The 11,981-nt window shown below is 71.2% G+C and carries 16 protein-coding genes and 1 riboswitch; of the genes, 5 read left to right on the top strand and 11 right to left on the bottom strand.

Going from position 1 to position 11,981, the window contains the following annotated elements:
• Positions 1 to 68: 68 nt before the first annotated feature.
• Both AB0H32_RS42505 and AB0H32_RS42510 read right to left on the bottom strand, forming a co-directional pair.
• Positions 69 to 710 carry a DUF305 domain-containing protein gene (locus AB0H32_RS42505; protein WP_361133146.1) on the bottom strand — a complete coding sequence of 214 codons (642 nt, stop codon included), beginning with the start codon at positions 708 to 710 and terminating at the stop codon, positions 69 to 71.
• Positions 711 to 801: 91 nt separating this feature from the next.
• Entirely contained in the window at positions 802 to 1,203 is a 402-nt protein-coding gene (locus AB0H32_RS42510) for a DUF6153 family protein (protein WP_361133149.1), read from the bottom strand.
• Positions 1,204 to 1,390: 187 nt separating this feature from the next.
• On the opposite strand from AB0H32_RS42510, the gene AB0H32_RS42515 reads away from it, so the two are divergent.
• Together AB0H32_RS42515 and AB0H32_RS42520 are read left to right on the top strand one after the other, a co-directional pair.
• Positions 1,391 to 1,819 carry a hypothetical protein gene (locus AB0H32_RS42515; protein ID WP_361133152.1) on the top strand — a complete coding sequence of 143 codons (429 nt, stop codon included), beginning with the start codon at positions 1,391 to 1,393 and terminating at the stop codon, positions 1,817 to 1,819.
• A 98-nt stretch (positions 1,820 to 1,917) separates the two neighbouring features.
• A complete protein-coding gene (locus AB0H32_RS42520) occupies positions 1,918 to 2,637 on the top strand; it encodes a lysophospholipid acyltransferase family protein (protein WP_361133155.1) in 720 nt (239 codons plus the stop codon).
• Positions 2,638 to 2,716: 79 nt separating this feature from the next.
• Here AB0H32_RS42520 and AB0H32_RS42525 read toward each other — a convergent pair whose 3' ends face one another.
• The 8 genes from AB0H32_RS42525 to AB0H32_RS42560 form a co-directional block, all read right to left on the bottom strand.
• Entirely contained in the window at positions 2,717 to 4,312 is a 1,596-nt protein-coding gene (locus AB0H32_RS42525; RefSeq protein WP_361133158.1) for an alpha/beta hydrolase, read from the bottom strand.
• Positions 4,313 to 4,451: 139 nt separating this feature from the next.
• Positions 4,452 to 5,210, bottom strand: a complete 759-nt coding sequence (locus AB0H32_RS42530; RefSeq protein ID WP_361133191.1) for an urease accessory protein UreD — start codon at positions 5,208 to 5,210, stop codon at positions 4,452 to 4,454.
• A complete protein-coding gene (gene ureG / locus AB0H32_RS42535) occupies positions 5,207 to 5,884 on the bottom strand; it encodes an urease accessory protein UreG (protein ID WP_361133161.1) in 678 nt (225 codons plus the stop codon). The genes AB0H32_RS42530 and ureG overlap by 4 nt, the downstream gene beginning before the upstream one ends.
• 101 nt (positions 5,885 to 5,985) lie before the next feature.
• On the bottom strand, positions 5,986 to 6,660 hold the full coding sequence (locus tag AB0H32_RS42540; protein WP_361133164.1) for an urease accessory UreF family protein: 675 nt from the start codon (positions 6,658 to 6,660) through the stop codon (positions 5,986 to 5,988).
• Positions 6,660 to 8,381: an urease subunit alpha gene (locus tag AB0H32_RS42545; RefSeq protein ID WP_361133167.1), complete on the bottom strand. Its 1,722-nt coding sequence runs from the start codon at positions 8,379 to 8,381 to the stop codon at positions 6,660 to 6,662. The genes AB0H32_RS42540 and AB0H32_RS42545 overlap by 1 nt, the downstream gene beginning before the upstream one ends.
• On the bottom strand, positions 8,374 to 8,685 hold the full coding sequence (locus AB0H32_RS42550) for an urease subunit beta (protein ID WP_361133170.1): 312 nt from the start codon (positions 8,683 to 8,685) through the stop codon (positions 8,374 to 8,376). Before AB0H32_RS42550 ends, AB0H32_RS42545 begins: the two co-directional genes overlap by 8 nt.
• A 10-nt stretch (positions 8,686 to 8,695) precedes the next feature.
• Positions 8,696 to 8,998 (bottom strand): urease subunit gamma, encoded by a 303-nt coding sequence (locus AB0H32_RS42555; protein ID WP_361133173.1) that lies wholly within the window; start codon positions 8,996 to 8,998, stop codon positions 8,696 to 8,698.
• 292 nt (positions 8,999 to 9,290) lie between these two features.
• Complete coding sequence (locus AB0H32_RS42560) at positions 9,291 to 9,569, bottom strand: type II toxin-antitoxin system Phd/YefM family antitoxin (protein ID WP_361133176.1); 279 nt, start codon at positions 9,567 to 9,569, stop codon at positions 9,291 to 9,293.
• A gap of 85 nt (positions 9,570 to 9,654) precedes the next feature.
• On the opposite strand from AB0H32_RS42560, the gene AB0H32_RS42565 reads away from it, so the two are divergent.
• From AB0H32_RS42565 to AB0H32_RS42575, 3 genes are all read left to right on the top strand, one after another.
• Positions 9,655 to 10,290, top strand: coding sequence for an ATP-dependent Clp protease proteolytic subunit (locus tag AB0H32_RS42565; RefSeq protein WP_361133179.1), 636 nt, complete (start codon positions 9,655 to 9,657; stop codon positions 10,288 to 10,290).
• 7 nt (positions 10,291 to 10,297) lie between these two features.
• Positions 10,298 to 10,606, top strand: coding sequence for a hypothetical protein (locus tag AB0H32_RS42570; RefSeq protein ID WP_361133182.1), 309 nt, complete (start codon positions 10,298 to 10,300; stop codon positions 10,604 to 10,606).
• A 433-nt stretch (positions 10,607 to 11,039) separates the two neighbouring features.
• A riboswitch (cyclic di-AMP (ydaO/yuaA leader) is annotated at positions 11,040 to 11,170 on the top strand.
• A gap of 2 nt (positions 11,171 to 11,172) precedes the next feature.
• Positions 11,173 to 11,646: a C40 family peptidase gene (locus tag AB0H32_RS42575; protein ID WP_361133185.1), complete on the top strand. Its 474-nt coding sequence runs from the start codon at positions 11,173 to 11,175 to the stop codon at positions 11,644 to 11,646.
• A 7-nt stretch (positions 11,647 to 11,653) separates the two neighbouring features.
• Here the strand turns inward: AB0H32_RS42575 and AB0H32_RS42580 are convergent.
• Positions 11,654 to 11,981, bottom strand: a 328-nt coding sequence (locus AB0H32_RS42580) for a LysE family transporter (protein ID WP_361133188.1), incomplete at its 5' end; no start/stop codon positions are given.

Raw genomic sequence — 11,981 nt, forward strand, 5'->3', positions numbered from 1 at the left:
CCGCTGGTGTCGCGCCGGCGCACCCCGCTCGCCTCTCCCCCCGACGCCCCCCCCCCCGCCCCGCTCGGTCAGCTTCCGTTCTTGCCGAGGAGCTGCTTCATCTGCTTGATCTCGGCGTTCTGCGCGCTGACGATGCCGTCGGCCATGCCCTTGGCGGGGCCGTAGTCGCCCTTGTTCTTCTCCGTGGTGGCCATCTCGACGGCTCCCTGGTGGTGTTCGACCATCAGGGACAGGAACTTCGTGTCGAAGTCCTTGCCGGTCGCCTTCTTCAGGGCCGCCATGTCGGTGTCACTCATCATCCCGGACATGCCGGACATGCCGCCGTGACCTGCGTGGTCCATGCCGGCCATGGGGACCTGCTCGCCCCAGGACTTCAGCCAGCCGGTCATGGTGCGGATCTCCGGGTCCTGCGCCTTCTCGATGCGCGAGGCGAGGTCCTTGACCTGTGCCGAGGCGGCCCGCCCGGAGGCCAGCCGCGCCATCTCCAGGGCCTGCTGGTGGTGCGGGATCATGCCCTGGGCGAAGGTGACGTCCTGGGCGTTGTGGGTGGTGGCACCGGCGGATCCGCTCGGGCTCGCCGAGGTGCCGTGGCCGCCGTGGGCGCCGCTGTCACCGCTGCCGCTGCCACCGCCGCAGGCGGCGAGGACGACGGAGGCGAGGCCGGTCGCCGCGACGAGGGCGGTACGGCGCGTCAGGGTACGGATGGTCATGCGGGAACTCCTGCTGTTCGAAAGGTCTTCGGGCACGCGTGGGAGCACGACCGCGACGCCCGCCGGGCGTGGCGTGCGGTCGGCGCGGTCTCTAGATCCGCAGGAGTTGGAGTTCCGCCAGGGAGGGTGGGGCGCGCGCCCCGTCCGGTGCCGTGGCCGCGCACGGGCGCAGGCCGCCGGCCGGCCCGGGGGCGGTCACGGGGGCGGGAGCGAGCGCGGGCAGCTGCGGGCCGCCGCCGACAGCGCCCGACGCACAGGTGGGATCGGCGTGGTGCAGCCGATGGTCACCGCAGTGGCCGTCGCCGCCGGGACAGTCGTCCAGGCCGGTGACCATGACCGTCATCTGCGCGGCCCGGGCATGCTCTGCGTGCCCCGTCCCGCCGCCGGGCGCGAGGGCGTGCATGCCCAGCAGCCCGGCCAGCACCGCCAGCACGAGCAGCGCACGCGGGCGCCGCCGGGGCGGTCGCGAGGTGTGCTGTCCGGTGGTGTGCATCGGGCACATCCTACGAGGGCCGGGGCACCGGCCGGCGCCGGGGCTCGCGGACGGGCACCGCGCAATCCACGGAGCGCCCCTGTCCGTATTCATACACAGAGATTCATGGACAAAGAGATTCGCGGACGGAAAGCGATATCCCCGTCCACTTCCGCTTCGATCCCTCCTTGCAGCACCGGGATTCGTCATGAACTCCACTCACGCCGCCGAAGTCATCTGGACGGGAGTGGCCGTGTCCTGTGCCGTCGCCAACGCGGCCCTGCACACACTGCTCGTCCCCGACCACCTGGAGGAGATGTTCTACATCGGTCTGCTCTTCGCCGCGGGAAGCGCCGTCATGCTCGTCGTGGCGGTGGCGCTCGTCGCCCTGAGACGTCCCGTGGCCGCCTGGCTGACCGGGGTGCTGGTCAGTCTCGGAATGATCGTCGGTTTCGCGCTGTCGCGCACCGTCGGCCTGCCGGGCGGGTATTACGAAGACGGGTGGGAAGCGCCGTACGGCCCCCTGTCCCTGCTCGTCGAGGCGCTGTTCGTCGTCGCCTTCCTCGCCTGGTTCTCCTACGGGACGGCCGAGGCACCGGAGCCACACCCGGCGGCTCACCTGAGTACCCATCAGTAGAGGCCGCAAGGGGTCAGCATGAACAGGGCGGGACCCTGTTCCCTGTGAGTGCACGCGCGCTTACGCTGTGTCGATCCGCCCGCGTGAGGAGCGACCCCTTGTTCTACTACCTGCTCAAGTACGTGCTGCTGGGCCCCCTGCTCAGACTGGTCTTCCGACCACGGATCGAGGGCCTGGAGAACGTACCGGCGTCGGGTCCCGCGATCGTCGCCGGGAACCATCTGTCGTTCTCCGACCACTTCCTGATGCCGGCGATCCTGAAGCGCCGCATCACCTTCCTGGCCAAGGCGGAGTACTTCACCGGACCCGGCATCAAGGGGCGGCTCACCGCGTTCTTCTTCCGCAGCGCCGGGCAGATCCCGGTGGACCGCTCGGGCAAGGACGCGGGGCAGGCGGCGATCCGCGAGGGGCTCGGAGTGCTGAACAAGGGCGAACTGCTGGGCATCTACCCGGAGGGGACCCGTTCGCACGACGGCCGGCTGTACAAGGGCAAGGTGGGGGTCGCGGTGATGGCGCTGAGGGCCGGGGTGCCGGTCGTGCCCTGCGCCATGATCGGCACCTTCGAGGCACAGCCGCCCGGCAAGGTGATCCCGAACGTCCACCCCGTCGTCATCCGCTTCGGAGAGCCGCTCGACTTCTCGCGCTACGCCGGCATGGAGCACGAGAAGGCCGTCCTGCGGGCCATCACCGACGAGATCATGTACGCGATCCTCATGCTGTCCGAGCAGGAGTACGTCGACCGGTACGCGGCCGTCGTCAAGGCGGAGCAGACTGCGGAGAAGAAGGAGCGCAAGTTCCCCCGGGCACCGCTCGGTTGACGGCGAAGGGGCGGCCGGAAGTCCGGCCGCCCCTCGTCGCCCCACCGCTGCGGTCACGGTCGTCGCCGTACCCCAGGGGTCACGGCTTGGGCGTGGCGTGCGGCGCGCAACTCACGTCGGAGGAGTCCAGCTTGCCGCTGAGCAGGTAGGAGTCGACCCGCTCGTTGATGCACGGGTTGACCAGGCCGGTCACGCCGTGGGAGCCCGCGCCGTCCTCGGTGATCAGGCGGGAGCCCTTGAAACGCTTGTGCAGTTCGACGGCGCCCGGGTACGGGGTCGCCGCGTCCCGCGTGGACTGGACGATCAGCACGGGCGGCAGGCCGCGGTGCGTGGTGACGTGCACCGGGGTGAGCTGCTTCGTCGGCCAGGTGGCGCAGGGCAGGTTCATCCAGGCGTTGGCCCAGGTCATGAACGGGTAGTCCGTGTTGAGCCGGGTGTTGTCCCGGTCCCACTTCTTCCAGCTGGTGGGCCACTTGGCGTCGGCGCACTCGACGGCGGTGTAGACGGCGTTGCCGTTCTCCGCGCTGATGTTGCCGGCCGTGTTCGACAGGTCGGGGGCGGCGGCGTCGACGAGCGCCTTGGTGTCCCCGGCGACGTACTTGCTGAAGACCGTCGCCACCGGCACCCACGAGGAGTCGTAGTACGGGGCGCTCTGGAAGAAGGAGATCAGCTCGGCCGGGCCGACGACCCCGCCGATGGGGTTCTTCTTGGCGGTGCCGCGCAGGTCGAGCCACTTGGCCTGGACGGCGGCGCGGGTGGTGCCGAGGTGGAAGGCGGCGTCGTTCGCGGCGACCCAGTCCTCCCAGTCCTTCCAGCGGCCCTCGAAGGCGATGTCCTGGTTGAGGTTGGCCTGGTACCAGATGTTCTCGCGCGACGGACCGACCACGCTGTCGACGATCATCCGGCGCAGGTGGCCCGGGAAGAGGGTGCCGTAGACGGCCCCGAGGTAGGTGCCGTAGGAGACGCCGAGGTAGTTGAGCTTCTTCTCCCCCAGGGCGGCACGGATGACGTCCAGGTCGCGGGCGGAGTTCGGGGTGGTCATGTGCGGCAGCATGCTGCCGCTGCGCTCGGCGCACCCCTCGGCGTACTCGCGGGCGAGCTTGCGCTGGGCCCTCTTGTCGGCCTCGGTGTCCGGCACCGGGTCTGCCTTGGGCGCCTTGACGAACTGCTGCGGGTCCACACAGGAGATGGGTGCGGAGTGGCCGACACCGCGCGGGTCGAAGCCCACGAAGTCGTAGGCCTTGGCGACGTTCGCCCAGATGGGGTTCTTGTTGGTCACCCGGGTCGGGAAGCGCATCCCCGAGGCGCCGGGGCCTCCCGGGTTGTAGACGAGAGCGCCCTGGCGCTCCTGCGGCGTTCCGGTGTTGCCGATGCGGTCGACGGCGAGCTTGATCTGCTTGCCGTACGGCTTGGCGTAGTCGAGCGGCACGCTGACCCAGCCGCACTGGATGGGCTTCGCCAGCCCCCAGTCCGCAGGGCAGTCCTGCCAGTCGATGCCGGCCTTGGCGGCACGGGCGGCGGCGATCTCTGCGCCCCGGGCCTCGCGGTCGCCTCCGTGGCGGCTGTCGGCGCTGGCCGCGGGCGCCGACACCGCGCCGGCCATCAGGGTCGCGGTGACGAGCGCTCCGGCCGAACCGAACGCCAGCAGACGGCCCTTCGGTCTGTTCTCCCTCAACTTGGCCCCTCCCCCTACGTCTTCAAGTGGTCAGACGGGGATCCTCCCGGCTGTGAGGCAGCTGAGAACAGGGGGTGCAGACGTTTCTTTACCAATCCGATAAACGGACGATCACGTCCGGCTGGACGGGCGTCCCTGTCTATCCGAGCAGGTTCAACGCCTCGTCCAGCAGTCGCCGCAGCCCGAGTGCGTCGGGGGCCACGGCACTGACGAGTACGGCGGGCCCGGCAAGCGGTATCAGCGCGGCGCTCTCCCCCAGCATCCGCGCGCCGACCGGCCGGTCGGCGAACTCGGGCCGGACGACGACCAGTTGGCCGACCGACCGGTGTCCGGCGAGTACGGCCGGCCCGTCCCAGCCGCCCGGCGCCCCGGGCCCGCAGGACAGCTCCTGGTCCAGGACGGTACGGCCGGCGACCTTCACCGTGAGCCGGCTGGTGAGCCGCCCGGGCTCCTCCCCGCACCGCCCGAGCACCTGCTCCTCGCGCAGCACGAGCCGTGCCCCGGCGCCGACTTCGGCCCGCGTGGTGACGTACAGGTCGCTGCCGCCGGCCGCGATCAGTTGCTCGGGCAGCCAGCGCAGCTCGGCGCCGTCGGCCACGTCGAGCCGTACCTCGTAACGTGCCTCGCCCTTGGACTGGCCCGGGAGCGCGATGGTGGCGGCGGCCGAGCCCACGTGCAGCCGGGCGCCCTCCTCCACACACGCGTCCAGCGCGAAGCGGTCGCCGCCGAGCGGGCCGCTCATCGCGCCGACGACCATGACCCGCGCCTCGCCGTCGCTGCCCCGGGTGCGGCGCAGCGCGAGCGGGCCGTCGCCGTCCAGGACGGGCAGCGCCGTACCGCCGCGCCCGTCGGCGCGGGCCACGATCCGTGCGTGCGCCCGGACTCCGGCAGCCGTCATGCCGTCCACGCGCCGAGTCGCTCCCGTACCCAGGCGGCGACGTCGGCGACGCCCGTACCGCCACGCAACGACTGGAGGACGACCGGGAGTTCGGCCCGCTGCACCTTGGCGTCGGCGGCCATCCGGGCGAGGTCGGAGCCGACGTAGGGAGCGAGGTCGGTCTTGTTGACCACGAGCAGGTCCGCGGTGGTGACGCCGGGTCCGCCCTTGCGCGGGATGTCGTCACCGCCGGCCACGTCGATCACGAAGATCTGCGCGTCCACGAGTCCCCTGGAGAAGGTCGCGGTGAGGTTGTCCCCGCCGGACTCCACGAGGATCAGGTCCAGCGGCCCGACCGCCTCCTCCAGGTCCTCCACGGCTTCGAGGTTGGCGGAGATGTCGTCGCGGATCGCGGTGTGCGGGCAGGCACCGGTCTCCACGGCCGTGATCCGCTCGGGCGGCAGCACGGCCTCGCGGAGCAGGAACTCGGCGTCCTCGCGGGTGTAGATGTCGTTGGTGACGACGGCCAGCGACAGCTCGTCGCGCAGCGCCCGGCACAGCGCGGCGACCGTCGCGGTCTTCCCGGAGCCGACGGGCCCGCCGAGCCCGATGCGCAGGGCACGGCGCGAACCGTCGGGGCGGCGGGCGTCGGCGCTCACGGCGCCGGGGCCCTCGTGGGTGTGGTCCAAGTGCATGTCAACGGCTCCCTTTCAGCCAGGTCCGGCACCGATCGGCCCGTCCGCCTCTGGAGGACGAGGCCGTTCGGGCCGATGGGGGCCCGGGCGCAGGCCCCGGGTCAGGACGCGAACAGTCGTACAGGCCAGGCCGCGTGCCATTCCGCGCCGACCTCCAGCAGCGGCCCCGATGCGGCCGGCAGCGCGTCGACACCCTCGTCGGCGACTCTGTGCGCCGCCCGGACCGCCGAGTCCGCGACGCGATCCAGCTCGGGTGCCAGCCGGGCCAGGACGCCCGTCGCGTCGAACGGGTCGAGGCTCAGCAGCCGTACGGTGGCCGTCGCCGGTCCGCTCACGCTCTCGTACGCCGCGCAGTACGCCGCGTCCTCGGGCCCGAGCCCGGCCGCGCGGGCCGCGAGGCCGAGGACGACCGGCTGGTGCGCCCCCTTGGGGAACTCGCGGGCCAGTGCGTCCAGTTCGGCCGACGGCCAGCTCGCCCGTGCGGCCCGCAGCAGCTGTCGGCCGAGCCTGCGCGCGGCGGCCCGCAGGGCGGGCGAGGGTGTGCGGGCGTCCGCCGCCGCGTCCAGGTCCCGGGGTTCGGCGCCCAGGACGGCGGCAGCGGCGAACGCCCCCGCCACCAGCCCCGCGGTGTGCAGCCGCCCCCGGCAGAAGTCCTCCAGGCTCGCCGCGGAGGTGATCCGGCCCGCCTTGACGGCGGCCTCGGCCCCGCCGGAGTGTGCGTGCCCTCCGGCGGGGAAGCGGCCGTCGGCCAGGACGAGAAGTGCTGCCCTGGTCATCAGAAGAGGAAGTAACGCTGGGCCATGGGCAGTTCGGTGGCGGGCGCCGCCTCGACCAGTTCGCCGTCGATGTGCACGGCAAAGCTGTCGGGGTCGATCCGCACCTGGGGACGCGCGTCGTTCTCCCGCATGTCCGCCTTGGTCACCCCGCGGGTCGAGTCGATGGCGACGAACCGCTTGCCCAGCTGCAGCCGCTCCGGCAGCCCGTCCTCGACGGCCAGCGGGGCCACGAAGTTGAACGAGTTGGCGGCCGGCGCCCGCCCGATGGCCCCGTACATCGGCCGGGGCAGGATCGGCTGGGGCGTAGGGATGGAGGCGTTGGCATCACCCATCTGTGCGTACGCGATCTGCCCGCCCTTGATGACGAGAAGCGGTTTGACCCCGAAGAACGCGGGCTCCCAGAGCACCAGGTCGGCGAGCTTGCCCGTCTCGACGGAGCCGATCTCGCGGGCGAGTCCCTGGGCGAGTGCCGGGTTGATCGTGTACTTGGCGACGTACCGCCGCACCCGGCGGTTGTCCGCGCGGCCGTCACCGGGCAGCGCGCCGCGCCGCCGCTTCATCACGTGCGCGGTCTGCCAGGTGCGCAGGACGACCTCGCCGACGCGGCCCATCGCCTGGGAGTCGGAGGAGATGATCGAGATCGCGCCGAGGTCGTGGAGGATGTCCTCCGCGCCGATGGTGGACGGCCGGATCCGGGACTCGGCGAACGCCAGGTCCTCCGGCACCGCCGGATTGAGGTGGTGGCACACCATCAGCATGTCGAGGTGTTCCTCGGCGGTGTTGACGGTGAAGGGCCGGGTCGGGTTGGTCGAGCTGGGCAGCACGTGCGGTTCGGAGACCACGGTCATGATGTCCGGCGCGTGCCCGCCGCCGGCGCCCTCGGTGTGGTACGCGTGGATGCCCCGGCCGGCGATCGCGGCGAGGGTGTCGCCGACGAATCCGGCCTCGTTGAGGGTGTCCGTGTGGATGGCGACCTGGATGCCGGTGCGATCGGCCACGGTCAGGGCCGCGTCGATGACGGCCGGGGTGGAGCCCCAGTCCTCGTGCAGCTTCAGGCCGAGGGCGCCGCCGCGGACCTGGGAGAGCATCGCCTCGTGCGAGACGGTGTTGCCCTTGCCCAGGAAGCCGACGTTGAGCGGGTACTGCTCCATCGCCTCCAGCATCCGGGCCAGGTGCCAGGGGCCGGGCGTCACGGTCGTCGCCTTGGAACCCTCGGCGGGTCCGGTGCCGCCGCCGACCAGCGTGGTGACACCGGCGGCGAGCGCCTCGTCGGCGATCTGCGGGCAGATGAAGTGGACGTGCGCGTCGATGGCACCGGCGGTCAGGATGCGCCCGTTGCCCGCGATCACCTCGGTCTCCGGGCCGATGACGAGATCCGGGTGCACCCCGTCCATCGTGTCGGGGTTGCCCGCCTTGCCGATGCCGGTGATCCGTCCGTCGCGGATGCCGACGTCCGCCTTGACGATGCCCCAGTGGTCGACGATGACGACGCCGGTGACGACCGTGTCGGGGGTGCCCTCCGCGCGGGTGGCACGCGACTGGCCCATGGATTCACGGATGACCTTGCCGCCGCCGAAGACCGCCTCGTCACCGGCGAGTCCGGGGCCGCCGGAGCGGTCCTCCTCGATCTCGATCAGCAGGTCGGTGTCGGCGAGCCGGATGCGGTCTCCGGTGGTGGGGCCGAACAGGTCGGCGTAGGCGCCGCGGGAGATCTCACGCATCGAGGGCGCCCCCGGTCTCGCCGCGCAGTCCGGGCACGATCCGGGCGCCGCCGAGGGGCACGAGTTCGACGTCGACCGGGATGCCGGGCTCGAAGCGCACGGCAGTGCCGGCGGCGACGTTCAGCCGCTTGCCGCGTGCGGCGGCACGGTCGAACTCCAGGCCGGGGTTGGCCTCGGCGAAGTGGTAGTGGGAGCCGACCTGGACGGGCCGGTCGGCGGCGTTGAGGACGGTCAGCGAGGTGACCTCGCGTCCCTCGTTGCAGACGATGGGGCCGTCCGCGAAAAAGACCTCTCCGGGAATCAACGCGGCCCCCTCAGATGATCGGCTCGTGCACGGTGACGAGCTTGGTGCCGTCCGGGAAGGTGGCCTCGACCTGTACGTCGTGGATCATCTCCGAGACCCCGTCCATGACGTCGTCCCTGGTCAGGAGCTTGCGGCCGGAGGACATCAATTCGGCGACGGTGCGACCGTCCCGCGCGCCCTCAAGGATGTGCGACGTGATGAGGGCGACCGCTTCGGGGTGGTTGAGCCTGAGCCCGCGGGCCCTGCGCTTCTCGGCCACGTCGGCCGCCACGTGAATGAGCAGTCTCTCTTGCTCGTGCGGGGTCAGTTGCACGTCCCACCTCACAGTCCTTGCTCCGGACCGTGCGGGGTCCGGTTGCCGCAGCCACCGCGACGGGTTAGGTGTAACACACAGACAAAATCGCCCGATCGTGAATCAATACGGGCAGGAAAACCCCTGATGGCGTGGAACGGCAGGCTAGTTCGCCGGAGTTTCAGCCACGTTAACCAGACTTTGAGCAGCGCATGACTGCGCAATGGGCTCGCTCATACCTGCGCGACGGGCGCACCCGCACCCCCGCAACGGACACCCCCGCACCCGCGTATCGGACACACCCCGCGCCCGACTACGAGACGCCGGGCCCCCGGTGCTCCGCGGCGATCCCGAATCGCTGCCGTTCGCGCGCGGCGGAATTCGCCTCGCGCACCCCGGACACGGAACTGATCACCTGCTCCTCGGCGGGCTCGTCGAGAGCGTCGAGCCGCTCCAGGTCGGCGGCCGAGACCAGCGCGACGAGCGGCTTGCCGTGCCGTGTCACGACGACGCGCTCACCGCCGTACACCACCCGGTTGATCAGGTCGGCGAGCTCAGCCCTGGCTTGCGTCACCGGAATCTCGTAGGCCATGCCCCCATCATAACGTCACGTACGTCCTGTACATTTTTTACAGAAGCGGGGCCGTCGGCGCTCCGCCTGGAGGAGGGGTATGCCCATGACCCGACCGTCCGCCCGCCATGTCCTGCCCGAGTTCACCGAGCGCACGGGCACGGGCCACCGCACGCTGGATCCCTACTCGAAGCTGTTCGAGAGCCGGGTCGTCTTCCTCGGGACCCCCCTCGACGACACCGCGGCAACCGATGTGGTCACGCAGTTCATGCAGCTCGAACACGCGGCACCGGACCGGGACATCACTCTGTACCTCAACTGCCCGGGCGGTTCGTTCACCGCCATGACCGCGGTCTACGACACGATCAGGTACGTCACGTGCGACGTGGAGACCTACTGCCTGGGCCAGGCCGTCTCCGCCGCCGCGGTGCTGCTCGCGGCCGGGACGCCGGGCAAGCGGTTCACCCTGCCGAACGCCCGCGTGGTGCTCGAACAGCCCGCACTGTCCGAGCCGGCGAAGGGGCAGCCGAGCGACCTCGTCATCCAGGCCGAGGAGTTGACCCGGATGCGCGCCCTGATGGAGGAGATGCTGGTGCGGCACACCGGACGCACCGCCGAGCAGGTCCACCAGGACCTGGAGCGGGACCTGATGCTGGATGCGCCGGGCGCACTCGCGTACGGCCTGGTCGACGGCGTCGTCCCGAGCCGCCGGGCGACGCCCGGCGCCGGGTACGCCGGGTGAGCCGCCGATGCTGCCACCCGAGCTTCCCCCGCTGCCCGCACTGACCGGCGCCGAGAGCGAACTGATCGACCGTTACCTGGAGGCCGTCGACCTGCTGGGCCGGATCAACCCGGCGCAGTCCGGGGACACCTACCGCGGGCTGCGCGCGGCGCAGGCTCTGGTGCGCAAGGCGTCCGAGCTGCGCGACGCGCTGACCCTGATGCACCAGCGGGGCGAGGCGGAGCTGCATGGGGACACGCTGGCACGGGCCTTGCGGGTGCTGGACGGCGAGCGCCGTACTGCGCGCGTCGCGCTCCCGCCCGACTGTGTCGGCTGATCCGGACGCTCATGGGGCCCGACGGGCCACCCGCGTCGACGCACCGTCCGGGCCGGGCTTCAAACGGCCCGAACGGTCTACCGCCGACCGGGGTATCTCGCGATCGTTTTCCGGGCGTTCCGACTTGCGCGCGACACGGGTTTGAGGCTCGTGCGTGAGTGCTCCGCCCCAGGTCGGAGGCTACGTGCGGGACTTGACGATGACTCGAACATGGTGGTGTCCACCCGAACGGGTGAGTGGTGAGTAACGCCACAAATCCCCGATTCCGTTGGGATTTTCCGACAGCTGTGAGTCAAGATCCCTGTCTGACGACAAGCCCCCGCCACCGCGGCGGGGCGGTCCGGGCGGACGCCGAGTCCTGCCGCCGCCCGGATGACCGGTCGACAGAAGTGGATCGGCAGGAGTGGAGGACCCAAGCAAGACGGGTCGCCGGGACGGACGTTCGTCGCAGACGGGCGGTCGTGCCGAGCAGCCCTTGGGGTGAAGCCGCGGCAACGCGGCCGGGCAACTTCGCCAGCCCGAATCCGACAGGTCATCCTTCACAGGCGGCTGACGAAGGGTTGCGCATGACTGCGCTCAATCGTGTCCCGTCGCTGATGGCCCGGGCCGGCACGGCCTCGGCTCTCACCCTCGCCGCCGTGGGCGGCTCGATCATGGTCCCGGGGCTTTCCACCGACGCCTCGGCCGCCACGATAGCGACGAAAGCACTCCAGGTCGCGGCCTCCAAGAAGGGTTCCCCCTACCAGTACGGGGCGACCGGGCCGCGCCGGTTCGACTGCTCGGGGCTGACGCTCTACTCGTTCAAGAAGGCGGGCAAGAAGCTGCCGCGTACGGCCGCCCAGCAGTACAACCGGACGCACCACATCTCGGCCGGGAGCCGCAAGGCCGGCGATCTGGTGTTCTTCCACTCGGGTTCCAGCGTCTACCACGTCGGCATCTACGCCGGGAAGAACAAGATCTGGCACGCACCGAGGACCGGGGCCGTGGTGCGGCTGGAGAGGATCTGGACCAGGAGCGTCTGGTACGGCCGGGTCAGCTGACCCGGGCTCAGCGCAGGAGCGGCTCCAGGAGGAGGGCCGCTCCCAGCGCCGTCAGCGCCGCCCCGGTGCCCGCCTGCAGCATGCGGGCGGCCCGGGGGCGGCGCAGCCACCTGCCGAGCCGGTCCACCAGAAGCGCCACCACCTGGAACCAGCCCAGCGCGATCACGCACACGATCAGCGCGAGCAGCAGCGTCCTCGGCAGGGCGGAGCCGCCGGACGGCACGAACTGGGGCAGCAGGCTGAGGAAGGTCAGCGAGGCCTTCGGGTTGAGGACGTTGGTGACGAAGCCCTGCCTCAGCGGATGCGCCGCCGAGGGCGCGGCCTCGGCGGGAGCG

The organism is Streptomyces sp. NPDC020362, assembly GCF_040642095.1.
Lineage (GTDB): Bacteria > Actinomycetota > Actinomycetes > Streptomycetales > Streptomycetaceae > Streptomyces.